The organism is Halomonas sp. EF61, from assembly GCF_040147045.1.
Lineage (GTDB): Bacteria > Pseudomonadota > Gammaproteobacteria > Pseudomonadales > Halomonadaceae > Halomonas > Halomonas litopenaei.
On record NZ_JAMSHM010000004.1, the window covers coordinates 357,507 to 383,531 of the forward strand.

Below are 26,025 nucleotides of genomic sequence, written 5' to 3' on the forward strand. Positions count from 1 at the left end.
GGCAATGCCAACGGACCTGACCCGTGATCTGATGGACCTGATCGAGCGCGGCCGAGACCGCCAGCTGCGTCTGGCGGTGACCGGGCTATCTCGGGCCGGCAAGACGGCATTCTTGACCTCCCTGGTGGACCAGTTGCGTCACGCCGGGCTCGAGGCGCGGCTCGACCTGCTCACGGCCAGCCGCGAGGGGCGCCTGCTGGGCGCCCAGCGCGTTTCCCAGCAGGATCTCGCGGTCCCCAGGTTTCCCTTCGACCGAGCCCGCGCCAGCCTCGAGAGCACGCCTCCCGAGTGGCCCCAGCCCACCCGTGGCATCAGCGAGTTGCGCCTGAAGATTCGCTATCGCCCTGGTCGCCAGCAGTGGTTGCGACCCGATACCGCCGAGTTGACCCTGGACCTGTTCGATTATCCTGGCGAGTGGCTGCTCGACCTGCCGCTGCTGGACCACGACTTCCTGAGCTGGAGCCTCGCCCAGTGGGACGCGGCGGGGCCAGCAAGGCGCGCCATGCTGGCCGACTGGGAAAGCGCGGTGCGTGAACTTCGGCTCGACGACGAGGCCGACGAGGCCCGCCTGGCGGAGATCAGCGAGCGCTACGCCGAAGGCCTGCGCGCCGCCAGGGAGGCCGGCTTCTCCGACCTTCAGCCCGGCCGTTTTCTGCTGCCGGGGGAGCTGTCCGGCGCCCCGGTGCTGCAGTTCTTCCCCCTGCCGGGGCTGGAGCAGGCATCGCCTGACGACCTCGAAAGGCTGCCCGAGACCAGCGTCTACCGTACCCTGGCCCGGCGTTTCAGCTACTACCAGCAACATATCGTCAAGCCGTTCTACCGCGAGCACTTCCGGCGCTTCGATCGCCAGATCGTGCTGGTGGACGTGCTGGGGGCACTGAACGCCGGGCCGGAACGCTTCGAGGATCTGTCCAAGGCGCTCCATCGTCTGATGCAGAGCTTCAACTACGGCCAGCGCAGCCTGTTCTCGCGGCTGTTCACGCCACGCATCGACCGCCTCGCCATCGCCGCCACCAAGGCCGACCACGTGACCCCGGAACAGCATGCCCGTCTGGTCGGGCTGCTCGAGGCGCTGCTGGCCGAACCGCTGAAGAACCTCAAGTACGCCAATATTCCGGTCAAGGCCATGTCGCTGGCGGCCATTCGCGCCACCGAGGCCCGCGAGGTCACCCACCAGGGCAGGAAATCCCCCGCGCTCAAGGGCGTCACCCTGGAAGGCGAGCCCTTGCTGGCCTTCCCCGGCGAGGTGCCCAGCCGCCTGCCTGACCCGGCCTTCTGGGATCGCCAGGGGTTCGATTTCACCGCCTTCCGCCCTCAGCCCTCGACCACCGGTGCGCTGCCCCATATTCGCATGGACCTGGCGCTGGACTGGCTGATTGGAGACAAGCTCGCATGACTCGAGATAGCCGTGACGACCCGCGCCCTGCGGTACGCTTTGCCGATGACGACGATGCGCCCTCCGCTGCCGGCGTCGACAACACCACCTTCAGTGACCCGCGTCCGGGCCTGCGCTTCGACGATCACCTGGACAGCCGAGCGCTGACCCCGGCCGAGGCGCCGGAAACCGATACCAAGGTAGATCTGGAGGGCTCTCTGGGACGCCCACGCAAGCGCCGCTGGGGCCTGATGGCAGTACTGGGAGCGGCGGTGGGACTAGGCGGCGCCGAACTGGTGACCGGGGTCCCCGCTACCCTGGCAGGCGGTGACCTGATCGCCACCGGCTGGCAACTGCTGGGACTTGCCACCATCGGCCTTGGCGGGCTCGCCCTGAGTCGGGAGCTGTTTCGCCTCAGGCGCCTCAAGCGCCACGACCAGTTGCGTGAATCCCTGGCCGAATTGCCGTCGCGCTCCCCCAGGGACGCACTGTCGATGGTCAGACGGCTCAAGCATCAGCTGGCCCTCGGCGACGACGATCCCCATTGGCTGGCCTTCGAGGCCGCCCGTGAAGACCACCATGACGGCCGTGACCTGCAGGCGCTGGTGGCCCACCATCTGCTCGCCCCCCGTGACCGAGAGGCGCGCCGGCTGATCTCGCGCATGAGCGGAGAGACCGCCGTGATGGTGGCGGTCAGCCCGCTGACCCTGGTCGACATGGCACTGGTGGCCTGGCGCCACCTGGCGATGATCGATCGCCTGTGCCGACTCTACGGATTGGAGCTGGGCTACGCCGCCCGGGTACGCCTGCTGCGCAGCGTGCTCTATCAGATGGCCTTCGCCGGCGCCACCGAGCTTGCCGCCGACGCCAGCATGCAGATGCTGTCGCTGGACCTGGCCGGGCGGCTGTCCACCCGCGCCGCCCAGGGCCTCGGCGTGGGGCTGCTGGGGGCACGTCTGGGGCTGCGCACCCAGCGTCTGGTGCGCCCGCTGGCCTTCGACCCTGACGAGCGCCCCCGAGTGGCTGACCTGCGCCGCGATCTGTGGCGCCAGCTCAGGCGCATGGAGGCACCGAAGAAGGACGCCTGACGGCCCAGGACGGTGTGGAGCGCCGGCAATGACATGGCATCGGCCGGCGCCGATGACAGATGCCTAGCGATCCAGCCGCTCGAGCACTTCCATGACTTCCTGACAGGCGCCCATGGTGTGGTAGTCGACCTTGCCGGCAGGGCTCTTCAGGTTGTCGTAACGACGATTGTCCGGCGTCAGGATACGCACCCAGGCGCCATGGTGGTGGTCGATCATGTGCTGCCAACTGTAGTCCCACAGCCGCTGGTACCAGCGTCGATAGCTGGCCTTGCCGGTGACCTCCCAGAGCACGGCGGCCGCGGCGAAGCTCTCCGCCTGGACCCAGAAGTACTTGTCGCCGTCACATACCTGCCCGTCGAGATCCAGGCCATAGACCAGGCCGCCATGGGTCCTGTCCCAGCCCGCTTCGCAGGCGCTCGAGAACAACCGCTCGGCGGTGGGGATCAACCAGGCATCATCGCGATAGCGTGCCAGCAGCACCAGCAGCTTGGCCCATTCGGTCTGGTGGCCCACCTGATAGCCCCAGGGACGGAACAGATGCTTGGGATCGTCGCGGTTGTAGTCGAAGTCGCGCTGCCACTGGCGGTTGTAGTGCTCCCAGATCCAGCCATGGGGATGGTCATCGCTGGCCTTGGTGATCGCGCGGGCGATGGCCATGGCCTGGTCCAGATAGGGGGTCTCGCCGGTGGCCTCGAAGGCGGCGATCAGCGCCTCACAACCATGCATGTTGGCGTTCTGGCCGCGATAGTCGCTGAGATTCCAGTGCTCATCTGCCTCATCGGCGAAGCGCTGCCACTGGGGTTCCCAGAAGCGCTTGTCGAGCATGGCGTGTACCCGACCGATACCCTCGTAGGCTTCATCGATGCCGGCGCGATAGGCCTCGGCGTAGGCCAGCAACACGAAGGCCAGGCCGTAACAGTGATGGGTGGGGTCTTCGACCTTTCCATCGCGCAGGGTCCAGGCGTAGCCCTGATGGCGCGTCTGGAAGTGGGCCTTTTCGAGATAGGCCAGACCATGGCGGGCCCAGTGCAGATACTCGGGATTGCCGGTCTGGCGAGCAAAGCGAGCATAGGTCACCACGAAACGCGTACTCGAGACCAGGTGCCGATGTCCGGCGTCGACGATGTGGCCATCGTCACGAAAATACTGGAAGAAACCGCCGTGCGGATCGATCGCCCGCGGATGATAGAACGCCATGGTGTCGCGCACATGGCGATCGAGAAACATCGGGTCAAATCCGTTCATCACTGCCTCCTGTTACGGGGGATGCAAGACCTCGGTATGACGGCGCTAGGCCGCCGCCCCACCACTGCCCCAAGTGTGGCCTCAGTGTAGCGCGCTGCCTTTGCCTCGGCCGCCCCGTCAGCCGTCCAGCCCGAACCGCTGCCGCAGGTGCTGGGCCACCGCTGCCTCGGCGTGGTGACCGATCACGCGGGCCTCGGGCAGATCCTCGGCCAGCCTGGGATGGGCGTTGGCCATCACCTGGGCCTCGCCGGCCAGCGCCAGCATCTCCAGATCATTGAGGTTGTCGCCGAAGGCCAGGCAACGGGTGGCGGGGATGCCGAGGTCGTCAAGCAGTGCCGAGACGGCGGTGCCCTTGTTGACCCCGGCGGCCATGATCTCCAGCGAATGACTCATCGAGTAGGTGATGTGAAGCGCCTCGCCTGCCGCCTCCCGGGCGCCGGCTTCGATGTCGGCGAGCAGACTGGGGTCACCGATGTAGAGCACCTTGCCGACCCCCTGGACGTCCATCTCTCCCGGTCCTTCCACCCGGTAGCCAAAGCCAGTGGCCTCGTGCAGCGACAGCAGGCCCGGGGCGTGATCATCGATCACCCAGGCCTCGTCGCGGTACATGTTGAGGCGTACGTCGGGATGACGCGGCAACTGGATCAGCGCCTCGACCAGCTCCGGGGCGAGGTGTGCCGACCGCACGCAGCGGTCGTTCGGGTCCAGTGTCCAGGCGCCGTTGCTGGAGATGATATGGGCGTCCACCCCCAGGCGATCGCGAAAGCCGATCATGTCGCGATGATGACGGCCCGAGGCCAGGGCGATGCTGTGGCCGTCGGTGGCCAGTCGACGCAGGGTCTCGACGGTCAGCTCGGCCAGGTCATGGTTGGCACCCAGCAGGGTACCGTCGAGGTCGGACACGATCAGGTGAGGCAGCATGGCGACTCCGGGTCTTCAGGGGGAACGGGGAAGTCTACACCAGATGGCCAGGCGTAGAACGCCAGCGGCGGCACACCCTGAAGTGTGCCGCCGCTAGCGGTAAGGCGAGATGACCGCAGGTGGCGGGCGCATCACACTCGCCACCAGCCACCCGCCACCCAGCGGGCTGCCACTCAGTGGGCTGCCACTCAGCGGGCTGCCAGCCCAGCCTGGTGCAGACCACCGGCCAGGGCCTCGGCGTCCTTGCCCACCACCAGGTGCCAGACGCCATCGGCTACTCGCATCACGCCGTGACAACCCAGCTGCGCCAGCGCCTGCTCGTCCAGCGCACCGTCGCTGCCGACCTCCAGGCGCAGACGGGTCGCCGCCCGGGCTTCCAGCGCGCGAACGTTGTCCGAGCCACCCAGCGCTCGGGTCCAGGCGTCTATCTGCTCGTCATTGAGACTCTTGGCGCTCACCACCTTGGGGACGCCGGTGGCGATAGGTGCGGGGTCGGCGCCCACCGGCGGGGTCTGGCCCTCGGCGGCCATGGCGGCGCGAATCTCATCGGACACGCTGTCGGCGATGGGTCCCAGGATGACCTGGATGCCACCTCCGCCGAGGCGCATGATGCCACGCGAGCCCAGCGCCTTGAGTGCCGGCTCGTCGATCTGCTCCGGCTCCTTGAGCACCAGCCGCAGGCGTGTGGTGCAGGCACCGACGGCCTCGAGGTTGGCGGCACCGCCGAGTGCCGTGACGAAGGCCGGCCCCCGCTCGCCCAGGTCCTCGGCCTGTACCTTGACGCCCTCGTCCATCGGCTCACGCCCTGGCGTCGGCAGATCGAAGCGCACGATCGCCCAACGGAACAGCACGTAGTAGACGCTACCGATAGCGAGCCCCACCGGCAGCATCAGCCAGCCGTTGGTGGACAGACCGTAGGACAGAGCGTAGTCGAAGGCGCCGGCCGAGAAGGTGAAGCCAAGCTTGACGTCGAGCCACTGCATGATCGCCATGCTCAGCCCGGTCATCAGCGCGTGGAAGGCGTACAACAGCGGCGCCAGGAACATGAAGGTGAACTCGATCGGTTCGGTCACCCCGGTCAGGAAGGCGGTCAGCGCCAGTGACATCAAGAGCCCGCCGACCTGGGCGCGACGGCCCTTGTCTGCGGTGTGGTACATGGCCAGTGCCGCCGCCGGCAGACCGAACATCATCACCGGGAAGAAGCCGGCCATGAAACCACCCGCCGCCGGGTCACCGGCGAAGAAGCGATTGAGGTCACCGGTGGCGTCACCGAAGCTGCCGAACACGAACCACACAAAGCTGTTGAGCACGTGGTGCAGGCCGGTGACGATCAGCAGTCGATTGAGCGCACCATAGACGAACTTGCCAAAGGCGCCGGCGTCGATCAGCCAGTGTCCCAGGGTGTCGATGGCGTGCTGGATCGGCGGCCAGCCCCAGCCGAAGGCGATCCCCAGCACCACCCCGGCAAGGCCGGTGGCGATGGGCACGAAGCGCCGTCCGCCGAAGAAGGCCAGATAGTCGGGCAGTTTTATCGCCTTGAAGCGGTTGTACAGAAGCCCGGCCACGGTACCCATGATGATGCCGGCCAGCACCCCCATGTCGATCTCGGGGTTGAGGCTTTGCAGCACCGCGTCCAGCACCAGATAGCCGATCACCCCGGCGAGCCCCGCCGCGCCGTTGCTGTCGTCGGCAAAGCCGACGGCGAGGCCGATGGCGAAGATCAACGCCAGGTTGGCGAAGATCGCCTGACCGGCGCTGGCGACGAAGGCGATGTCCAGCAGGTCCGGCTGGCCCAGGCGCAGCAGCAGGCCGGCCACCGGCAGCACCGCGATCGGCAGCATCAAGGAGCGCCCGAGCAGCTGAAGCGCCGCCATCAGGCGTGAACCAAAGGAGGTGGTCATGTCAGGATCCTCTCGGGTGTGGGTTCGACGTCGAGGGCGGCGTCCACCAGCGGTGCCAGAGCCTTGCGCACCGAGGCCGCATCGGGCATTGCCAGCAGGGTGTCGATTTCACGCGCGATCACGGCGGCATCAAGCCTGCGCAGGCGGGCCTTGACCGAAGCGATACGCGACGGCTCCACCGACAATTCCGACACGCCCATGGCCACCAGCAGCGGGCCGGCCAGGTCGTCACCCGCCGCGGCGCCACACACCCCCACCGGGCAGCGGTTGGCGGTGCCCGACAGGGTGGCCTGGATCAGCCGCAGCACTCCGGGATGCAGCACGTCGGCCTGGGCCGCCAGCTGAGGATCCTCGCGGTCCATGGCCAGGCCATACTGGGTCAGGTCATTGGTGCCGATCGACAGGAAGTCCGCGACCTTGGCCATGGCGGCGGAGCACAGCGCTGCGCTGGGCACCTCGATCATGGCGCCGAGCAGCGGCAGTTCGGTCAGCCGCATCTCGGCGGCCAGCGCCTCCATGCGTTCGCGCACCCACTCGAGTTCGCTGGCATCGCTGACCATCGGCACCATGATGCGCAGATGCCGCAAGGGCTTGACCCCGAGCAAGGCCCTCAACTGGGTGTCCAGCAGAGCCGGTTGGGTCTGCCACAGGCGCATGCCGCGCACGCCCAGCGCCGGATTGGGAACGGCGGGCAGGGTGAGATACGGCAACTGCTTGTCGGCGCCGATATCCAGGGTTCGGATGATCACCGGCCTGGAGCCCAGCGCATCGACGCTGGCCTGGTACTCCTGGCGCTGGTCGTCTTCTTCGGGCGCGGCGTCACGCCCCAGAAACAGAAATTCCGAGCGCATCAGGCCGACACCATCGGCGCCACAGTCGCTAGCCTCGCGGGCTTCTTCGGCGCTGCCGATATTGGCCGCCACCTCGATCATGCGGTTGTCCCGGGTGACCACCTCCAGGTGAGCCTCGGCACGTTCTTCCTCGGCACGCGCCTGGCGGGCGGCGATATCCGCCACCACCTGATCGCGACGCGCCTGATCGGGCTCGAGTTCCAGCCGGCCGTTGTCGGCATCCAGCACCACCGCCCGATCCAGACACGACTCGGTCGCTTCCATCAGGCCGCCGCCCATGGCGACCAGGCACGGTAATCCTCTGGCCCTGGCCATGATGGCCACGTGGGAGGTGGTGCCTCCGGCGGCCAGGCATATCCCTGCCGGCGCCAGGGCGCAGAGATCGACGAACGTGGATGGTGTCAGATCCTCTGCGACGACGATGGCGCCGGGGGTGATATCACCGAACCCGCTGCCCTCGCCTTCGCTGAATTCCAGCATCACCTGGCGTTGCAGATCACGCAGGTCGGCGATCCGCCCGATCAGGATGGGGTTACCAGTGGCCCGCAGCCGATCGGCCTCGGCGTCCAGCGCCTCGCGCCAGGCCTGGCCAGGGCTTAGCCCCTCTTCCAGGCGGCTGATCGACGAGGCCACCAGGTCAGGGTCTTCAAGCCACGCCTGGTGCGCCTCGAACACCTCCGCCTCGGCGGTCTGACCACTGCGTTCGGCGCGTTCTCGGGCGGCCTCCAGCTGGCACCCGACACGCTCGAGCGCCTCTTTCAGACGCGGACTTTCCAGCTTGCGCCCCAGCCCTTCCAGCGGTACCTCGGGTAACTTGACCGACAGTGTCGCCAGCGGACCGGTCGCGATCCCGGCGCTGGCCACAAGACCTGCGAGCAGCCCGGCGGGCAGATCGACGCTGGGCGCTGCCGATGAAGCGGCGGCCTCCGCCTGCCCTGGGCCATGCCCTTCCGGCGTGGTCAACAGCGCCATCGCTGCCGCCAGGGCCGCGTCGGCCTGACGCCCCTTGACTCTGATGACCACGTCGTCGCCGCACTCGAGCCCCAGGTTCATCAGGGCGCTGACACTATCCGAACTGGCCGTGCGAGCGTCGCGCAACAGGCTCAGGCTCACCTGGTGATCACGCGCGATGGCACGCAGGCGTGCCGCCGGCCGGGCGTGCAACCCTGACTCGATCGCCAGTACCAGAGAGCGCTCCAGCACCTGGCCATCGCCGCCTTCTTCATCGGTGACATCATCGGCAAGCCTTTCGGGGCCCAACACCACCAGCGGATCACCGCGCTGGACGATATCGCCGGCACGCAGGTCCAGCGACACCCACTCACGACCTCCGGCATCCAGTACCACCAGTGGTGTCACCAGCGATACCGCCTCGCGTACCAGTTGATCCACATCGAAGTAGCACAGCGGCTCACCCGCCTCGATGCGCTGGCCCAGGCTGACGCAGGGCTCGATGCCCTTGCCTTCGAGGGCGACGGTGTCGAGGCCAAGATGAACCAGTACCTCGACGCCCTCGTCGCTCTTGATGGTGAAGGCGTGATGGGTACGGGCACACTGAATCACCTCGCCGGCGCAGGGCGCGTGCAGGCAACCGCCCAGGGGATCCAGGGCGATGCCCTGGCCGAGGGTACCCTCGGCAAAGACCGGGTCCGGCACGTCGGCCAGGGGGACTACCACCCCCTTGACCGGCGCCACCAGAGTGACATTGCTGGAAGTCATGATCGGCTCCGTATGATTGTCGTAGTGATTAGAGCGTGCAGGTCACCTTGCGCAGGTGCCTCGGTTGATCCGGATCGATACCGCGAGCCTCGGCCAGGCGGGCCACCATCGGATAGAAACTCTGGATCACCGACACCGGTTCCAGCGCCTCGTGACCCGCCGAGGTCAATGTCAGATGGCGCTTGGCCACACGGTCGTCGGCGGCCAGCAGCACCTTGGCACCCACGCTCTCGAGCCACTCGGCCAGCTCCAGCAAGCCCTGCTGTTCGGCGCCGGGGGGGGCGAACACCAGTACCGGATAGCCTGGCTCGATCAGCGCCATGGGGCCGTGCTTGACCTCGGCGCCACTGAAGGGCTCTGCCTGAATGGCGCAGGTTTCCTTGAACTTGAGCGCCGCCTCCTGGGCGATGCCAAGCCCGGTACCCCGGCCGATGACCATCAACCGATCGGCGTCCTTGAGCGCTTCTACCGCCGGGCTCCAGTCCTGGGCGGCGGCGTCGGTGAGGCGGTCGGGCAGCTCATTGAGCGCCCCCAGCAGCATGGCGCTCTCGTTCCAGTGGGCCATCAGCTGGGCACCGGCGGACAGAGTCGCCAGGAAGCTCTTGGTGGCCGCCACACTCTTCTCTTCACCGGCAAACAACGGCACTTCCAGATCGCTCGCCCGGCCCAGTGGTGACTCCGGCGTATTGACCAGCGCGATGGTGGTGGCACCACCCTGCTTCAGCGCCTCCTGGCTCGCCACCAGGTCGGGACTCTGGCCCGACTGGGAGATGGCGATGGACAGCTGGCCGGCCAATCGCCAGGGCGTACGCGACAGGGTCGACAGTGACGGCGGCAGCGAGGCCACCGGAATGCCGCGAGTCTGCATGCACAGGTAGGCGAGATAGCTGGCGGCGTGGTCAGAGCTGCCCCTGGCCACGGTGACGGCGCCTGTCGGCGGCTCGGCACGCAGGCGATCACCCAGTTCCCGCAGCACTGTCTGGTTACGCGTCAACTGACCGCGCAGGCGTTCCGGCGCGTTCAGCGCCTCTTCAAGCATGAGTGACATGGGATTCTCCAGAGACAAGACGACCGTCCAGATGGACAGAGGTAAGGGTGAGTTCGGGGTCGAGGGTCACAATATCGGCGCGGGCCCCGGCCTCCAGGCGGCCGATGTCACGGCGCCCGAGGAAGTCCGCGGGAAAGCGCGACAGCCGATCCGAGGCCTCGGCCAGGCTGAGCCCGACACTGACGAAGTTGCGCAGCGCCTGGTCCATGGTCAGGGTGCTGCCGGCCAGGGTGCCGTCGGCCAGACGCACGCCGCCCAGGCACTTGGTCACCTTCTGCTCGCCCAGGCGGTAGTCGCCATCGGGCATGCCCGCCGCCGCGGTGGAATCGGTCACCGCATAGAGCCGCGGAATGCAGCGCAGCGCGGTGCGAATGGCGCCGGGATGTACATGCAGCAGATCGGGAATGATCTCGGCGTACTCGGCGTGGGCCAGCGCCGCCCCGACCATGCCCGGCTTGCGGTGGTGCAGCGCGGTCATGGCGTTGAACAGGTGGGTAAAGCCGCAGGCGCCGTGGGACAGCGCCTCGACACCTTCTTCGTAGCTGCCCAGGGTATGGCCCAGCTGGACGCGCACGCCCTTGTCGGTGAGGTGACGGATCACCTCGCCATGCCCGCTGATTTCCGGTGCCAGGGTGATCAGCAGGATGGGTGCCAACGCCATCAGTTCATCCATTTCAGCGACGCTGGCGACCTGGGCGTGGGCCGGCTGGGCGCCGAGCTTGCCAGGATTGATGAAGGGCCCTTCGAGGTGTACGCCGAGCACCCGGGAAGCCGCGGGGTCCGGGGCTTCCATATAGCCTGAGATCTCACCCAGCACCGCACGCACCTCTTCCGGGCGCGCGGTCATGGTGGTCGCCAGCAGGCTGGTGGTGCCAAACCGCAGGTGAGTGCGGGCGAGCGTCGAGACGGCCTCGCGCCCCTCCATGGCGTCGGCTCCGCCACCACCATGCACGTGCAGGTCGACGAAGCCGGGGATCAGCCGAGGGGCATCATTGGTAGAGGGGTCCACGGGGGAGCCCTCGATGGCGGCGATCCGGCCCTGTTCCAGCCGAATCTCACCCAGGCGCCAGCCCTCGGGGGTCAGCACGTTGCCGGCAAGGCGGGTGGGAGCGGTACTCATGGCGGTCTCCTAGCGGGCGAGTTCGACGGTGAAGTCGTAGTAGTCGGTACGGCAGTAGGTGATGGTCAGCTCCGCCGGAGTGTCGTCGGCCAGGTAGCCCAGCCGCGTCACCTTGAGCAGAGCCTGGCCTTCGGCCACCTGGGCAAGCCCGGCGAGTTCGGCGTCGGCATTGACCGCGGTGACCTGCTGACGGGCACGCACGATGGGGCGACCAGCCTGCTCGAGCCATTGATACAGCGAGACGTCGACCGCCATGGGGTCCGGCAGCACCGTGACCGGCAGGCAGCTCTCCTCCACCGCCATCACCACGTCATCGGCCAGACGCAGACGCTTGAGTCGCGACACCTGGGCATTGCTCGACAATCCCAGGCGTAGATTCTCCTCGGAGCTCGGCTGGCAGCGCTCGCGTCGCAGCCACTCGGAGCGCGGCGAGAACCCCCGCTGGATCAGCATGTCGCTGAAACTCGCCAGCCGGGTCAGCGGCTGATCCATGCTGGGGCGAATAAAGGTGCCGGAGCCGCGGTCGCGTCGGATCAGGCCGCTTTCCTCCAGCTGGTCGAGGGCCTTGCGCGCCGTGATGCGTGACACCGCCAACGCCTCGGCCAGGTTGCGTTCCGACGGCAGCGCCTCTCCGGCGCGCCAGCTGCCACTGCGGATGGCCGCCTCCAGGCCGTTGGCCAGCTGGCGGTACAGCGGCGTGGCAAGCGAGGCGTCGAGGTGCAGGTGCTCGAATCGTGAATCCATGGCGGCGTGGTCCCTGGGAGCTTGGTGATAACCACTATAGCTCCACATAGAGACCAATTGAATACCAATCTAATACCACATTGGTCGAACCCTGACTGTGCATTTCACGGCGACCCACACGCCCCCTCAACTCCTCTACCGAGGTATTCCCACGGGAGCGAAAGGAGGCGTAGCAAGGATGCCGCGCAGGAAGCGGTGAAATTTTGCCGGATACCGTTTCCAACCCCTTGATTTGTGGCCTCGGGCTCCACGGGGTTTGGCCGGGGCTGCAACAATCCGTATAGTGGCCCCCTTATTCCCGCCACTCGATCGTGACCATGCTGCAGAACAACGCCTTGCTGGCTCAGCTCAAGCAACAGATCCGCGATAACACCCCCCGCGTCACGGGTGTCATCAAAGCCACCGAAAAGGGCTTCGGCTTCCTCGAGTGCGAGGACGGTGCGTCCTATTTCGTGCCGCCCCCCGCCATGAAGAAGGTGCTGCACGGCGACCGCGTCGAGGCAGTGCTGCACGAGGAAGGCGAGCGCAAGTCGGTGGAACCCGACACCCTGATCGAGAGCAACATGCAGCGCTTCGTTGCCCGGGTGCAGAAGCGCGATGGACGCCTGGCGGTGGTGCCTGATCACCCATCGATCAAGACCGCCATGAAGGCACGCATCAAGCGCAGCCTCGAGGAAGACGCCATCGGTGACGGCGACTGGGTAGTGGCACGTCTGGTGCGCCACCCGCTCAAGCCCGACGATCGCGCCTTCTTTACCCAGATCGACGAGCTGGTGGCCAAGACCGATGATCCCGCAGTGCCCTGGCGCGTCACCCTGGCCCGCCACGCCCTCGAGCAGGAATGCCCCGACGCCGGCAACGACTGGCCGCTGCGCGACGAAGGCCTAGAGCGAGAGGACCTGACCGCCGAGCCCTTCTTCACCATCGATGGCGAGAAGACCCGGGACATGGACGACGCCTTGCGCGTCGAGGTCCGCGAGGACGGCGGCTGGCGCCTGTCGGTGGCCATCGCCGACCCCACCGCCTACGTCGAGGAAGGCCACGCCGCCGACCTCGAGGCCCGCACCCGCGCCTTCACCGTCTACCTGCCGGGCCAGAACGTCACCATGCTGCCCGAGCAGCTGGCCGACGATCTGTGCTCGCTGCACGAGGGCCAGGAGCGCCCGGTGCTGGCCTGTCGCCTGGACGTCAACGCCGATGGCAGCCTCGGTGACTATCAGTTCTTCGCGGCCACCGCGCGTTCACAGGCTCGCCTGGTCTACGACAACGTCTCTGACTGGCTCGAGGGCCAGGGCGATTGGGCACCCGACGACACCATCGGTGAACAGCTCAAGGCCCTCCGCGATCTGACCGAGGCACGCACCGCCTGGCGTCAGGAGCACGCCCTGGTGTTCAAGGACCGTCCCGACTATGTCTTCGACCTGGACGAGGCCGGCAACGTGCTGGCGATCCGCACCGAAGAGCGGCGCATCGCCAACCGCATGATCGAAGAGTCGATGATCGCCGCCAATGCCTGCTGTGCGGCGTTGCTGGCCGACAAGGTCGGTCACGGCATCTTCAACGTCCATCGTGCCTTCGAGGACGACAAGGCCGAGGCCGCCCAGAGCTTCCTGGCGACCCAGGACATCGCCGTCGAGCGTGAGGCGCTGACCGACCTGTCGCGCTACAAGGAGCTCAAGCGTGCGCTGGAAAGCCGCGACGATGCCTGGCTCGACGCCCGCCTGCGCAAGTTCCAGGGCTTTACCGCCATGTCCGCCCAGCCGGGCCCGCACTTTGGCCTGGGACTGGCCGCCTACGCCACCTGGACCTCGCCGATCCGCAAGTACGGCGACATGGTCAACCACCGCCTGATCAAGCGCGTGCTCAAGGGCGAGCAGGCGCCGAAGGAGGCCAGCGTCGAGCTGACCGAGCAGCTCACCGAGCGTCGTCGCCTCAACCGCCTGGCCGAGCGCGACGTCAAGGACTGGCTCTACGTGCGCTACCTGACTCCGGCGGCCAAGCAGCAGGACGTGTTCGATGCCGAGATCATCGCCATCAACCGCGGCGGCATGCGGGTACGCCTGACCGCCAACGGCGCCACCGCCTTCGTGCCGGCACCGCTGATGCACGCAGATCGCGACAAGGTGGTGGTCGACGACAAGGAAGGCCGCATCCAGATCGAGGGCGAGGAGCGCTTCAAGCTCGGCGACGCGGTACGCGTCGCCCTGACCGAAGCCAAGGAAGAGACCCGCTCACTGGTGGCCCAGCCCGCCGCCTGAGCGATCCTTCCTGCTCGGTCGCGGCGGTAACACCGCTATCGACCTGGAAGTACAGAAAACGGCGACCTTCGGGTCGCCGTTTTCTTAGATGGCTTCAATTGCTGCGGCCCAACGGCGGCAAGACCAGGCAAGACTGGCAAGGCTCCCGGTGTTTCACGCCATCATTCGCCTTTCCCGCAGGCCTCAAGGATCTCCTTCGACCAGACCACCTTGCGGCTGGTCAGCATAGAAACAAAGTGCCCCAACGAGAACAGCGCCAGCATCGGCGACATCAGCACCATGCGCCATTGGGAGTAACGAATATCATGGCCCCGGGCCTTGTCACGCGTCATCTCCCGCAGCGGGAACCAGCGCAGAAAGGACTCCTTCAGCGACAGCCGGTCGGTGTGGTACCAGCCGGGCTCCGGCACTTGGTCCGGCCCTTCTTCCATATAGCGGCGGATATACTCCCACCAGCCCAGGCACTCCTCATGCTTCACTAACTCCCCTCCCACAGGAAAGCTGTCGTAGTAGCGGGTTCCATCCGGCGTTGCCGCCATGATGTTCAGCACAAAGTAGCCGCCGTTGTCGAAGGGGGTGATGGTCGCCAGAATATCGTCCCAGTCATAGCTGCGTGGACCGCCCAGCTTGGGCGTATAGAACACATGCACCTGACGGGTTCGACGGTTAAAGCGAATCGCCGCATGGCGATAGGTAAAGCAGTCCCAGGCGGAGTGGGCGTTGCAGACTACGTAGGAAAGAAAAAAAATGAAAACAGAACAAAAAAATAGCGCCACACATCTCAGAACGCTTAGACCATCAGTATAAAAATCCCAGGCAACCTCAAGAAAAAACAATACAGCAAAGGGAATCAACCCACCAAAAAGAAAGCCAAACATTGCTGTGTACATGCCCCGCCGACAAAACTCATCGGCATTGACGGTTTCCAGAAAAACATCATTCTTTGTGTAGATAAACTCGGCGTCATAGGGCTCATCGGTTGCTCGAGTCTTTAGGTCAAAGGGGATATCGTCGTCCACAGGAATATCCAGCGGCTCGGCAAACCAGTCGAGCCCCCGGTCGCGATACAACAGCTGGGTAAAGTACTCGTTGATCATCGCGGCCATCCTCTAGCGCGTCATATCGTCCAGCGCATCGAGCGCCGCCTGAAGATCCCGGTAACGAACGTCAGCATCTCCATTGCCAAAGACGCAGCGGGTCAGCCAGGTCTCGAGCTGGTTCTTCTCCAACGCCACGATCAACAGCGCCACCGCCAGGCCAATCCAACCCAGCCTGGCAGCCACCAAGGCCCAGCCTGAGCGACTGATGATCAAGGAACCCATCGCCGCTTCCGTTGCCGATATCTTGCCTACCTGTTGAGCCACAGCAGCCAGCGCGGAGGCTCCAGAGCCCAAAAAGACAAGTGAGGAAGATGCGTACAACGCAAATAGAACCAAGTCCCCGCTTTGATATGCCTTGACTGCCTTTACTGCATGCCATACGCCAAAAATCCAGGCCCCCAAGCGCTGCGGAAATTCCTCCGCCCCAGGCCAGCCCTCTGTACAGACGGCTCTCCGGCGCCGCCACCGGGTGGATCATCTGATTGGCCACCCCGACCAGGCTGCTGGCCAGATACAGCAGCCCACCGCCAAACATCCAGTTTCGCTCCGCCTGACTCCTGGCGGAGTTCTCGTCAAACACGGCTTCGCCCAGATACACCGAATTGATCAGCTCCAGGCTGGCGGCGAAGACGCCCAACCAGGAGCCGGGCGTCATTGCCGATGCGACGGCTATTCGCCGCATCTCGATCGACTGGGCAAGTTCCGCCTGGATGATCGGGCGCTGCAGCGGGTCCACGGAGGTGGGAACAAAGGCCCACAGACGTATCGGCACATCAGGAGACCCTTCCGGCAAGGGTGGGAAGAAGTGGCGCAGGTCATGCCGGATATTGCGGAAGGCCAGTTCATCACGCCAGAGCACCTGGTCGTACATGGACAACAGCTGTCTGGGGGTGGCATCGAACACCATCAAGGACGTCTTGAACCCATAGCGTACCCAGCCAACCGCCTGCCACAGTCGTGCCAGCGAGTGGTTGGCGATATTGGTGTAGCTGACCAGCCCGAGCTTTTGCGCGATCTGACTGGCCATGGTGGCCAGCAGTTGCTCGGTCTGGGAGCGGTTGTCCATGTCAGCCCCCAGCACCCGCCTCAAGGGGCCCAGAATCTTGCTGCCCCAGAAGGCACTTTCGAAGACCAGATCCTTGACCATGTCGATGGCCGGGGCGTGATTGGCGAAGGTGGCACGCCACAGGTAGGAATCCACCTCGTCGATCGATCGTTCGATCAACTCGGCGACGGTTTCCTGCCCCGTCTCTGTCGTGGTCATGCCCACCGTCATGGCGGCCACTGCCACCTCATAGGCCGCCCCATTGTCCAGATCCTGGTCGTCGTAGCCGAGCATGGCGTCACGGACCAGATCGGACATCAACCAGTCACGGTGAATCTCGGCCAGCTTCACCACCGCCTGGCTGTCACGTTCAAGATGGGCGCTATAGCGCGACTCGAACTCCAGACGCCGATGCTCGTCGTAGCCGGCCTGATACTTTTCCCAGCTCTGCTCGATGGCACGACGCTGATAGGCTAGCGCGTTATCAGCCTGCTGAGCGCGCAGCAATTCGAGCTCGCGGCGACCCCGCTCGACTCTTCGCCTGTCGATATCGCCCATCAGCGCCCAGCGCCTTGCCTTTTCTGATGCGTCCGTCAGCGCATCGAACTCCTGGGCGAGCCTCTGGTCACCAAATACCTCGGCTCGACGTGCCCGTTCAATATGTTTCTCAGCCTGGTGCTCGGCCTTGCTTTTCACCGCTTCTCGTATGCCCTCGATCAATTCCGACGTCACCTTCTTTTCCACCACATCCTTGCGGCGGGCATAGCGATCGAGGCGAGCCTTGGCCTGGTTACGAAAATGATTGACGGAGATGCACATACCGAGAGGGTCAGCCACCGCCAGTATCGGGGTCCTGTCGATCCACTGAGGGGCGTCCTGGACCATCCAGTTCATCCGATCGCGAAGCTTACTCACCGTCGACGGCAATCGCTCGCAGACGCCAACAGGAGGAAAACCATCGTTTACCAGCAGTTCCTCGGGACAGGTGTCATTGAACTCCATGACATGCGTGCCGAGTTGCGTAGAGGGGATCACGCCAGCGGCCTCTCCCTTACCGAGCCAGGCAGCCACATCGAAAGGACCGAGCAGGCGATCACGCAGGCCGCTGTCGTTTCGCTCCAGCCGCCCCAGCATGGCCTGCGTGAAGGGATGGTCACTATAGCCAACGTGTACGATGCCTGCTTCCTGAGCCTTCGGTAGAGAAATCAGGCGCGCCGAGAGGTTATTCTCGGGAATATTGCAAGGCGCATCGATATGCGAGTCCCCGTAGGCCGTCTCTCTCGGCCCGCGTCCATAGGGGTCAAATTCTTCGAAACGGGAGTCGTGAGTGATGCGCCAGGCTTGCCAGCGCTGGCGCTTCTCGTCGAACAGGTAGAGATAGCCCTCGCGCATCAGGCGCAGGACATAGCGCGTCTCACGCGGGGCAGGAAAGTGGCGATTGGCGTGCACCGCCATCGACCTGGGAAGGTCTTGCGACCAGTCGCTGACGTGACGGTCCGATACCGCGTAGCGCACCGGCAGGATGGGTAGTCCCACCCTGTCGCAGCAAGGGCAGCCCTGCTGCTTCGTTCCTGGCAGCGGGCTGTTGTCGTCCAGTGCCTCGAGCCAGTCGGCAATCTCGCTAATCCTGACGTCCGCCATACTTCTCCCCCTTCCCTGAAGTCGCCTTCCCGCTCCATGTGCTGGGGGCGATGAAACGCGGCTTGGACCTTGCCGCCGCTGTTTCTCCCAGCATAAGGGGTCGCCACCTCCAACTTCTGTACGAGAACACCTAACCACTACTCCGGTTCGACAAGCGCGCTTCAGGAGCGTATCGAGATCAAGGCGCCAGCGACCGAAGGCACATCCGATACAGGTGCCAGCCCCGTACCTCGCCTGCTTCTTGACCGACTCATGGCGAGGTGCCGCCGTACTGACACAGCCTGTCGCTGAACTGACTTATTTCCCTCGTAGGCTCATGGCAATGACGCGCTCGCCATGGAGGCCCCTTTTGCATCTCGCCGACGTCACCATGTTTCACGCCCCCGCCAGCGGCGGCGTACGCACCTACCTTCAAGCCAAACACCGGGTGTTTTCGCGCTTCCCGCAGTTGCGCACCAGTCTGCTGGTGCCGGGGGCCGAGCGAGACAGCCTCGGCGACCATCACCAGTTGCCTGCACTGCGCATCCCGCTGGGCCAGAGCTACCGCTTTCCGCTGCGCCGCCGGCCCTGGCGCGACGCCCTGGTGGAGCTATCGCCGGATCTGATCGAAGCCGGCGACCCCTACGTCACCGCCTGGGCGGCACTGGACGCCGGACAGCGTCTCGGCGTGCCGGTGGTGGGCTTCTACCACTCGGACCTTCCTCGGTTGATGGGGGATCGCTTCGGGCCGATGGTGCAGCGACGGCTGGAGCGCTACGTGGTCGACCTTTACCGCCGCTTCGACAGCGTACTGGCGCCCTGCCAGGCGATGGCCGACCGTCTGACGTCCTGGGGCGTCAAACGGGTGCGGGTGCAGCCCCTTGGCGTCGATCTGGCGACCTTTCACCCGGACAGGCGCGATCCCGAGCTCAGGCGCAAGCTGGGCCTGGACAATGACAGCCGTCTATTGGTGTTCGTCGGGCGCTACTCACGAGAAAAGAACATCGAGGTGCTGCTGGACACCGCCAGGCGCCTTGGGCCTCCCTACCACCTGCTGTTGATGGGCCCCGGCATGCCCACCGAGGTGCCCGCCAACGTCAGCGTCATCAATCGCTGCGTCGGCGTTCACGAAGTCGCCCGTGCGCTCGCCTCCAGTGATGCCCTGCTGCACGCGGGCACCCGCGAGACCTTCGGGCTGATCGCCCAGGAAGCCATGGCCAGCGGCATCCCGGTGATCGGCGCCAGGGCCGGCGCACTGATCGAGAACGTGCCATTGGGCGGCGGCGTGCTATGTCAGCCACACTCGGCAGCCGCCATGGCCGAGGCTACCGAGGCGCTGTTCGCCAATGATCCACGCTCGGCCGGGCGCCACGCTCGGCGCTTCGTCGAGCGCCAGTTCGACTGGGACAAGGTGATGGTTTCGTTGCTCAACCACTACGAAGCCGTCATCGATCCGGTCTGCCCGCGCGATCGGCGCCATGGCTAGATTTGGGCCAACACCATCGCTGGACAGGCGCCTGCGTGCCCCTGCCGGGATACGATCGCGCCTGTGGTGGAAGGCCGCCCTGCTGATCCTGACCCTGGCCATCACCCTGCTGCTGCCGTGGTGGCTAGGGGGCGCCGGCACCTTCACTGCGGTCATCGCCTTCCCGCTGCCCCTGCTGGCGCTGATGGTAGCCCTGGCGGTGATCTGCTGGAACCTCAACGCGGCGCGCCTGCGCCTGATGCTCGACGGACGAGCCGGCCGCCTCGGTCAGGGCGGTGCCCTGGCGATCGAGATGTCGTCGAAGTTCGCGCTGTGTGCCACCCCCGCTGGAAGCGGAGGCGTCGCCACCCTGCTGTGGCTGCTGGCACGACGCGGCTATCCGCCGGCCCAGGCCTCGGCCATCTTTCTGGTCGATCAACTGGCCGACATGCTGTTCTTCAGCCTGATGCTGGGCGTACTGGTGTCGCTGTCGATGAGCGGACTGGCCAGCTGGCCTCACCAGGCCCTGGTCGAGGCCTCCCTGGCGGCGCTGCTGCTGGCGCTTGTGGTGTTTGCGGTGGTGATCGTGTGGCTACCCTGGCTGCTGCGCCATGTCCCTCCCCCTCCCTTTGTCGGCCCGGGGCCCAGGCGCTGGCTGGTCCGGCGCCTGCTGCGCTGTCGCCGAACCCTGGCGACCACGCTGGCGCTGCCCAAGGGAGTGCTGATGGCGATCTTCGCGCTTTGCTGCCTGCACTGGCTGGCGCGCTATAGCCTCCTGTACCTGGCGGTGGTGGGGGTCGGCGGCGGCGCCGACTGGGCCTGGACCTTTCTGGTGCAGATGCTGGCCATGGCCGCCAGCCAGTTGAGCGTACTGCCGGGCGGCGCCGGCGCCGCAGAGGTCAGCGTAGGCGCCCTGCTGCTGCCGCTGATGGCCCGAGAGCAGGCCGCGGCGGCGGTGATCGTCTGGCGCCTGGTCAGCTACCACCTCTATCTGGTGGCGGGCGCGCCGGTGTTCGTGGCACAGGTGGTCGGCTGGTGGCGCACGCGGGCCAGATCGTAGTCGCCCCGTCCTGATCCCTTTCCTAGTACTTCCCCCTTCGACCCGCCCCTTCGTCGCATCTGGTGGAGTTCCAGCCACAAAAAAGGCCACCCGGAGGTGGCCTTTATTCTGACGCTTATTCTGACGGTAGGACCGCTTACCAGCCGGTCGCTTCCTTCAGGGCGTCGCCGATCTCGGCCAGGGAGCGCACGGTCTTGACGCCCGCGGCTTCCAGGGCGGCGAACTTCTCGTCCGCGGTGCCCTTGCCACCGGCGATGATGGCGCCGGCGTGGCCCATGCGCTTGCCGGGAGGAGCGGTGACACCAGCGATGTAGGACACCACCGGCTTGGAGACGTGCTCCTTGATGTAGGCAGCAGCCTCTTCCTCGGCGGTACCGCCGATCTCACCGATCATGACGATGGCCTCGGTCGCCGGGTCCTTCTCGAACATCTCGAGGATGTCGATGAAGTTGGAGCCCGGGATCGGGTCACCGCCGATGCCCACACAGGTGGACTGGCCGAAGCCGTGGTCGGTGGTCTGCTTGACCGCTTCGTAGGTCAGGGTGCCGGAACGCGACACGATACCGACCTTGCCCGGCTTGTGGATGTGACCCGGCATGATGCCGATCTTGGTCTCGCCCGGGGTGATGACACCGGGGCAGTTCGGACCGATCAGACGCACGCCCAGCTCATCGCACTTGACCTTGACGTCCAGCATGTCGAGGGTCGGGATGCCTTCGGTGATGCACACGATCAGCTTGATGCCGGCGTTGGCGGCTTCCAGGATGGAATCCTTGCAGAACGGGGCTGGCACGTAGATCACGCTGGCCTCGGCGCCGGTCTGCTCGACGGCTTCCTTGACGGTGTTGAACACCGGCAGGCCCAGGTGCTCCTGGCCGCCCTTGCCCGGGGTCACGCCGCCGACCATCTGGGTGCCGTACTCGATGGCCTGTTCGGAGTGGAAGGTCCCCTGTCCGCCAGTGAAGCCCTGGCAGATGACCTTGGTGTTCTTGTCGATCAGGATGCTCATTACTTGCCCTCCGCTGCCTTGACGACCTGCTGAGCCGCATCGGTGAGGCTCTTGGCAGCGATGATGTTCAGACCGCTGGAGGCCAGTTTCTCGGCACCCAGCTCGGCGTTGTTACCTTCCAGACGCACCACGACCGGCACATTGACGCCGACCTGCTCGACGGCACCGATGATGCCTTCGGCGATCATGTCGCAACGCACGATGCCGCCGAAGATGTTGACCAGCACGGCCTGCACGCTGTCGTCGGACAGGATGATCTTGAACGCCTCAGCCACGCGCTCCTTGGTGGCGCCGCCGCCGACGTCAAGGAAGTTGGCCGGCTGGCCACCGTGGAGCTTGATGATGTCCATGGTGCCCATGGCCAGGCCTGCGCCGTTGACCATGCAGCCGATGTTGCCTTCCAGGGCGACGTAGTTCAGGTCCCACTGGGCAGCGTTGGCTTCACGCTCGTCTTCCTGGGACGGATCACGCATTTCCTGCAGGTCCGGGTGACGGTACAGGGCGTTGCCGTCCAGGTTGATCTTGGCGTCGAGGCAGTGGAGGTTGCCTTCGTCGGTGATCACCAGCGGATTGATCTCCAAAAGCGCCAGATCCTTGTCGTGGAACATCTTGGACAGACCCAGGAAGATCTTGGTGAACTGCTTCACCTGCGCGCCTTCCAGGCCGAGGGCGAAGGCCAGCTCACGCGCCTGGTAGGGCTGAGCGCCGACCAGCGGGTCGATCTCGGCCTTGAGGATCTTCTCGGGCGTCTCTTCGGCGACCTTCTCGATCTCGACACCACCTTCGGTGGAGGCCATGAAGACCACACGCTGGGTGCCACGGTCGACCACCGCGCCAAGGTACAGCTCATTGGCGATGTCGGTGCAGTTCTCGACCAGGATCTTGGCGACCGGCTGACCGTTCTCGTCGGTCTGGAAGGTCACCAGGTTCTTGCCCAGCCACTGCTCGGCGAAGGCCTTGGCTTCGTCCGGGCTCTTGATCAGCTTGACACCACCGGCCTTGCCGCGGCCACCGGCGTGGACCTGGGCCTTGACGACCCACATATCGCCGCCGATCTTCTTGCAAGCCTCATAGGCTTCTTCGGGGGTGTCGCAGGCGAAGCCCTTGGAAACGGGCAGACCATAGTCGGCAAACAGCTGCTTGCCTTGATACTCGTGAAGGTTCATCGATTCATGCCATTGGTTGCATGTGACTCGAACGGCGACCCACCCTGCCCCGAGGGACGAAAGTCATCGGGTCGCCACCGACCGCCACCGATACATGGTCGGCGGCGATGCGCTCGCGGAAAACACCGGCAAGCCTGCCAAAACTGCACAGGCTTGCCTAGGATTACCGGGCGCTTGTTGTCTTGCTAGCGCTTCTTGCGGTTGGCCACGTGGATGGCGTGACCTTCCACCGCCAGCGCCGCCTCGTGCACCGCCTCGGACAGGCTCGGGTGCGCGTAGCAGGTCAGCGCCAGATCTTCGGCGCTGGAGCCGAATTCCATGGCGATGACGCCCTGGGCGATCAGCTCACCGGCGTGCTGACCGACGATGTGCATCCCCAGGATGCGATCGGTCTCGGCGTCGGCGATGATCTTGGCCTGGCCTTCGGTGGCGTTGTTGGCCATGGCACGGCCACTGGCGGCGAACGGGAAGCTACCGGTCTTGACCTTGATACCGGCGGACTTGGCGTCCTGCTCGTTCATGCCGACCCAGGCCACCTCGGGGTGGGTGTAGATCACGCTGGGAATGGCGTCATAGTTCATCTGCGCCTTGTGGCCTGCGATGATGTCGGCCACCATCACGCCCTCTTCGGAGGCCTTGTGGGCCAGCATCGGGCCACGCACGCAGTCACCGATGGCGTAGACGCCCGGCACGCTGGTGCGGCACTGGTCATCGACGTGGATGAAGCCGCGCTGATCCAGCTCGACGCCCAGGCCGTCGGCTACCACGCCTTTGGTGTAGGGGCGACGGCCGACACAGACGATCAGCTTGTCGAAGGTCAGTTCCTTCTCGCCCTCGTTGTCCTCGTACTTGACGACGACTTCCTCACCCTTGACCTCGGAACCGGTCACGCGGGCGTTGAGCTTGATGTCCAGACCCTGCTTCTTGAGCAGCTTCTGGGTCTCCTTGGCGATGGCCGAGTCGACCATCGGCAGGAAGCTGTCCAGCGCCTCGAGCACGGTCACTTCGCTGCCCAGACGGCTCCACACGCTACCAAGCTCAAGGCCGATGACGCCGGCGCCGATGACGCCCAGACGCTTGGGCGTCTCCTGGAACTCGAGAGCGCCGGTGGAATCGACGATCAGACCCTCGGTCAGCGGGGTCGGCGGGATCTCCACCGGCACCGAGCCGGCGGCGATGACGATGTTGTCCGCCTCGACCGTGCTGGACTCGCCGTCCTTGTCGGTGACCTCGACCTTGTTCTTGGCCACGACCTTGCCGGTGCCTTCGATGGCGGTGACGCCATTGGCCTTGAACAGCCCGGAGATGCCGCCGGTCAGCTGCTTAACGATCTTGTCCTTGCGCGCCATCATCTTGGACACGTCCATGCTGACGTCGCCGGCCTGGATGCCCATGTCGTCGAAGTCGTGCTGGGCCTCGACGAACTTGTGGGAGGCCTCGAGCAGTGCCTTGGACGGGATACAGCCCACGTTCAGGCAGGTACCGCCGTGCACCACCTTGCCTTCCTTACCGATCCACTTCTCGACGCAGGCGGTCTTCAGACCCAGCTGAGCAGCACGGATGGCGGCCACGTAGCCACCCGGGCCCGCGCCAATGACGATCACATCATACTTGTCGGCCATGTTGGCTCCTGTTCGTTCTGTGTGCAGAGGCTCTGCAGTAAATCCCTGTCGCTGCCACGGTCAGGCTCAGATTTCCAGCAGCAGACGCGCCGGATCCTCGAGCAGCTCCTTGATGGTGACCAGGAACTGTACCGCATCCTTGCCATCGATCATGCGGTGGTCGTAGGACAGCGCCAGATACATCATCGGGCGAATCTCGACCTTGCCGTTGACCGCCATCGGACGCTCCTGGATCTTGTGCATGCCGAGGATCGCGGTCTGCGGCGGATTCAGGATCGGGGTCGACATCAGCGAGCCGAAGATGCCGCCGTTGGTGATGGTGAAGGTACCGCCCTGCATGTCCTCGATGCCCAGCTTGCCTTCGCGTCCGCGCTTGCCGAAGTCGACGATGCCCTTCTCGACGTCGGCGATCTTCATGCTGTCGGTATCGCGCAGCACCGGCACCACCAGGCCACGGTCGGTGGATACGGCCACGCCGATGTCCTGATAACCGTGGTAGACGATGTCGTCACCGTCGATGGAGGCGTTGACGTCAGGGAAGCGCTTGAGCGCCTCGGAAGCCGCCTTGACGAAGAAGCCCATGAAACCGAGCTTGACGTCGTGGGCCTTCAGGAAGGTGTCCTTGTACTGGGAGCGCAGCTCCATCACCGCACCCATGTCCACCTCATTGTAGGTGGTCAGCATGGCAGCGGTCTGCTGAGCCTGGACCAGACGCTTGGCGATGGTCTTGCGCAGACGGGTCATCGGCACGCGCTTCTCGGGACGCTCGCCTTCCACGGCCGGGGCTGCGGTGGCGCCGGAGCTGGCCTTCTTGGCCGGCGCGGACTTCTTGGCGCCGCCGTCCTTGACCGCCTTGAGCACGTCTTCCTTGAGCACGCGACCATCCTTGCCGGTGCCCTTGATGGCACTGACGTCGAGGTCGTGCTCGGCGATCAGCTTGCGCGCGGCAGGCGCCACGATCTTGTCACCGACCTGCTCGTCGCTGTCGCCATCGTCGGCGCTGGCCTTGGGCGCTTCCTGGTCGGCGGTATCGGCAGAGCCACCGCCTGCACCCACCTCGAACACCGCCAGCACGGCCTCTGACTCCACGGTGTCGCCTTCCTCGATCTTGATCTCGGCCAGGGCGCCATCTTCCGGTGCGACCACCTCGAGCACGACCTTGTCGGTCTCGATCTCGGCCAGCACTTCGTCACGCTTGACCGCTTCGCCGACCTTCTTGGTCCAGCTGGCGACGGTCCCTTCCTGCACCGACTCGGGGAAGCTCGGCGCCTTGACGTCGCGCTTCTCGCCGCCGCCCTTGGGCGCTTCGGCCAGCTTCTTCTCGGCCTTGTCGTCGGACGCTTCGGAAGCGTCTTCCTTGGCGTCGTCCTCGTCTTTCTCGGACGACTCCTCGGACGCCTCCTTGGACTCGCCGCCGCCTTCACCGATGCGGCCCAGGACCTGCTCGGACTCCACGGTGTCGCCTTCTTCCACCAGCACCTCTGACAGGGTGCCGGCTTCCACCGCCACCACCTCGAGCACGACCTTGTCGGTCTCGATCTCGACGATCAGTTCGTCACGCTCGACGCTGTCACCCGGCTTCTTGTGCCAGGTACCTACGGTGCCTTCGGCAACGGATTCCGGAAAGGATGGTGCCTTGATCTCGGTAGCCATGTCGTATCCTTAGTG

At 65.4% G+C, this 26,025-nt stretch carries 18 protein-coding genes; 5 read left to right on the forward strand and 13 right to left on the reverse strand.

Annotation, left to right across the window (positions count from 1 at the left end; translation table 11 throughout):
- Nucleotides 1-4 precede the first annotated feature (4 nt).
- Nucleotides 5-1,396 carry a YcjX family GTP-binding protein gene (locus NFI08_RS21205; protein WP_349591422.1) on the forward strand — a complete coding sequence of 464 codons (1,392 nt, stop codon included), beginning with the start codon at nt 5-7 and terminating at the stop codon, nt 1,394-1,396.
- Nucleotides 1,393-2,463 carry a YcjF family protein gene (locus NFI08_RS21210; RefSeq protein ID WP_222517170.1) on the forward strand — a complete coding sequence of 357 codons (1,071 nt, stop codon included), beginning with the start codon at nt 1,393-1,395 and terminating at the stop codon, nt 2,461-2,463. Before NFI08_RS21205 ends, NFI08_RS21210 begins: the two co-directional genes overlap by 4 nt.
- A gap of 63 nt (nt 2,464-2,526) precedes the next feature.
- Here the strand turns inward: NFI08_RS21210 and NFI08_RS21215 are convergent, their stop codons facing one another.
- The 7 genes from NFI08_RS21215 to NFI08_RS21245 all read right to left on the reverse strand — a co-directional run bounded on the left by NFI08_RS21215 (nt 2,527) and on the right by NFI08_RS21245 (nt 12,012).
- Nucleotides 2,527-3,708 carry an AGE family epimerase/isomerase gene (locus NFI08_RS21215; RefSeq protein WP_108449058.1) on the reverse strand — a complete coding sequence of 394 codons (1,182 nt, stop codon included), beginning with the start codon at nt 3,706-3,708 and terminating at the stop codon, nt 2,527-2,529.
- 117 nt (nt 3,709-3,825) lie between these two features.
- Nucleotides 3,826-4,629, reverse strand: a complete 804-nt coding sequence (locus NFI08_RS21220) for a Cof-type HAD-IIB family hydrolase (RefSeq protein WP_287165297.1) — start codon at nt 4,627-4,629, stop codon at nt 3,826-3,828.
- A 188-nt stretch (nt 4,630-4,817) separates the two neighbouring features.
- Complete coding sequence (gene nagE / locus NFI08_RS21225; protein WP_287165299.1) at nt 4,818-6,530, reverse strand: N-acetylglucosamine-specific PTS transporter subunit IIBC; 1,713 nt, start codon at nt 6,528-6,530, stop codon at nt 4,818-4,820.
- Nucleotides 6,527-9,100 carry a phosphoenolpyruvate--protein phosphotransferase gene (ptsP, locus tag NFI08_RS21230; protein WP_349591423.1) on the reverse strand — a complete coding sequence of 858 codons (2,574 nt, stop codon included), beginning with the start codon at nt 9,098-9,100 and terminating at the stop codon, nt 6,527-6,529. The genes nagE and ptsP overlap by 4 nt, the downstream gene beginning before the upstream one ends.
- Nucleotides 9,101-9,128: 28 nt before the next feature.
- The gene (locus NFI08_RS21235) at nt 9,129-10,148 is read right to left on the reverse strand and encodes an SIS domain-containing protein (protein ID WP_349591424.1); all 1,020 of its coding nucleotides are present in this window, start codon (nt 10,146-10,148) and stop codon (nt 9,129-9,131) included.
- Complete coding sequence (gene nagA, locus NFI08_RS21240) at nt 10,132-11,268, reverse strand: N-acetylglucosamine-6-phosphate deacetylase (RefSeq protein ID WP_108449053.1); 1,137 nt, start codon at nt 11,266-11,268, stop codon at nt 10,132-10,134. Before nagA ends, NFI08_RS21235 begins: the two co-directional genes overlap by 17 nt.
- A 9-nt stretch (nt 11,269-11,277) precedes the next feature.
- The gene (locus NFI08_RS21245) at nt 11,278-12,012 is read right to left on the reverse strand and encodes a GntR family transcriptional regulator (RefSeq protein ID WP_108133240.1); all 735 of its coding nucleotides are present in this window, start codon (nt 12,010-12,012) and stop codon (nt 11,278-11,280) included.
- A 317-nt stretch (nt 12,013-12,329) separates the two neighbouring features.
- Here NFI08_RS21245 and NFI08_RS21250 point away from each other — a divergent pair, with 317 nt between their 5' ends.
- The gene (locus tag NFI08_RS21250; RefSeq protein WP_108449052.1) at nt 12,330-14,270 is read left to right on the forward strand and encodes an exoribonuclease II; all 1,941 of its coding nucleotides are present in this window, start codon (nt 12,330-12,332) and stop codon (nt 14,268-14,270) included.
- A 161-nt stretch (nt 14,271-14,431) separates the two neighbouring features.
- Here NFI08_RS21250 and NFI08_RS21255 read toward each other — a convergent pair whose 3' ends face one another.
- Nucleotides 14,432-15,367: a DUF6708 domain-containing protein gene (locus NFI08_RS21255; protein ID WP_349591425.1), complete on the reverse strand. Its 936-nt coding sequence runs from the start codon at nt 15,365-15,367 to the stop codon at nt 14,432-14,434.
- A gap of 70 nt (nt 15,368-15,437) precedes the next feature.
- Entirely contained in the window at nt 15,438-18,056 is a 2,619-nt protein-coding gene (locus NFI08_RS21260) for a T6SS effector BTH_I2691 family protein (protein ID WP_349591652.1), read from the reverse strand.
- A 349-nt stretch (nt 18,057-18,405) separates the two neighbouring features.
- Here NFI08_RS21260 and gpgS point away from each other — a divergent pair, with 349 nt between their 5' ends.
- On the forward strand, nt 18,406-19,521 hold the full coding sequence (gene gpgS, locus NFI08_RS21265) for an N-acetylglucosaminyl phosphatidylglycerol synthase (protein WP_213228883.1): 1,116 nt from the start codon (nt 18,406-18,408) through the stop codon (nt 19,519-19,521).
- Nucleotides 19,514-20,560, forward strand: coding sequence for a glucosaminyl phosphatidylglycerol flippase (gene gpgF, locus NFI08_RS21270; RefSeq protein WP_108449048.1), 1,047 nt, complete (start codon nt 19,514-19,516; stop codon nt 20,558-20,560). Before gpgS ends, gpgF begins: the two co-directional genes overlap by 8 nt.
- A 136-nt stretch (nt 20,561-20,696) precedes the next feature.
- On the opposite strand, the gene sucD is transcribed toward gpgF, so the two are convergent.
- The 4 genes from sucD to odhB form a co-directional block, all read right to left on the reverse strand.
- A complete protein-coding gene (sucD, locus tag NFI08_RS21275; protein WP_045992944.1) occupies nt 20,697-21,569 on the reverse strand; it encodes a succinate--CoA ligase subunit alpha in 873 nt (290 codons plus the stop codon).
- On the reverse strand, nt 21,569-22,735 hold the full coding sequence (gene sucC, locus NFI08_RS21280; RefSeq protein ID WP_045992945.1) for an ADP-forming succinate--CoA ligase subunit beta: 1,167 nt from the start codon (nt 22,733-22,735) through the stop codon (nt 21,569-21,571). The genes sucD and sucC overlap by 1 nt, the downstream gene beginning before the upstream one ends.
- Nucleotides 22,736-22,920: 185 nt before the next feature.
- The gene (lpdA, locus tag NFI08_RS21285; protein WP_213228887.1) at nt 22,921-24,357 is read right to left on the reverse strand and encodes a dihydrolipoyl dehydrogenase; all 1,437 of its coding nucleotides are present in this window, start codon (nt 24,355-24,357) and stop codon (nt 22,921-22,923) included.
- Nucleotides 24,358-24,423: 66 nt separating this feature from the next.
- The gene (gene odhB / locus NFI08_RS21290; RefSeq protein WP_349591426.1) at nt 24,424-26,010 is read right to left on the reverse strand and encodes a 2-oxoglutarate dehydrogenase complex dihydrolipoyllysine-residue succinyltransferase; all 1,587 of its coding nucleotides are present in this window, start codon (nt 26,008-26,010) and stop codon (nt 24,424-24,426) included.
- Nucleotides 26,011-26,025: the final 15 nt, after the last annotated feature.

Coding starts and splice junctions, on each gene's coding strand:
- sucC (WP_045992945.1), bottom strand. CDS start 22,735: ATGAACCTTCACGAGTATCAAGGCAAGCAGCTGTTTGCCGACTATGGT.
- gpgF (WP_108449048.1), top strand. CDS start 19,514: ATGGCTAGATTTGGGCCAACACCATCGCTGGACAGGCGCCTGCGTGCC.
- NFI08_RS21260 (WP_349591652.1), bottom strand. CDS start 18,056: ATGGCGGACGTCAGGATTAGCGAGATTGCCGACTGGCTCGAGGCACTG.
- sucD (WP_045992944.1), bottom strand. CDS start 21,569: ATGAGCATCCTGATCGACAAGAACACCAAGGTCATCTGCCAGGGCTTC.
- NFI08_RS21255 (WP_349591425.1), bottom strand. CDS start 15,367: ATGATCAACGAGTACTTTACCCAGCTGTTGTATCGCGACCGGGGGCTC.
- ptsP (WP_349591423.1), bottom strand. CDS start 9,100: ATGACTTCCAGCAATGTCACTCTGGTGGCGCCGGTCAAGGGGGTGGTA.
- NFI08_RS21250 (WP_108449052.1), top strand. CDS start 12,330: ATGCTGCAGAACAACGCCTTGCTGGCTCAGCTCAAGCAACAGATCCGC.
- NFI08_RS21220 (WP_287165297.1), bottom strand. CDS start 4,629: ATGCTGCCTCACCTGATCGTGTCCGACCTCGACGGTACCCTGCTGGGT.
- NFI08_RS21235 (WP_349591424.1), bottom strand. CDS start 10,148: ATGTCACTCATGCTTGAAGAGGCGCTGAACGCGCCGGAACGCCTGCGC.
- odhB (WP_349591426.1), bottom strand. CDS start 26,010: ATGGCTACCGAGATCAAGGCACCATCCTTTCCGGAATCCGTTGCCGAA.
- nagE (WP_287165299.1), bottom strand. CDS start 6,530: ATGACCACCTCCTTTGGTTCACGCCTGATGGCGGCGCTTCAGCTGCTC.
- NFI08_RS21215 (WP_108449058.1), bottom strand. CDS start 3,708: ATGAACGGATTTGACCCGATGTTTCTCGATCGCCATGTGCGCGACACC.
- NFI08_RS21245 (WP_108133240.1), bottom strand. CDS start 12,012: ATGGATTCACGATTCGAGCACCTGCACCTCGACGCCTCGCTTGCCACG.
- NFI08_RS21205 (WP_349591422.1), top strand. CDS start 5: ATGCCAACGGACCTGACCCGTGATCTGATGGACCTGATCGAGCGCGGC.
- NFI08_RS21210 (WP_222517170.1), top strand. CDS start 1,393: ATGACTCGAGATAGCCGTGACGACCCGCGCCCTGCGGTACGCTTTGCC.
- nagA (WP_108449053.1), bottom strand. CDS start 11,268: ATGAGTACCGCTCCCACCCGCCTTGCCGGCAACGTGCTGACCCCCGAG.
- lpdA (WP_213228887.1), bottom strand. CDS start 24,357: ATGGCCGACAAGTATGATGTGATCGTCATTGGCGCGGGCCCGGGTGGC.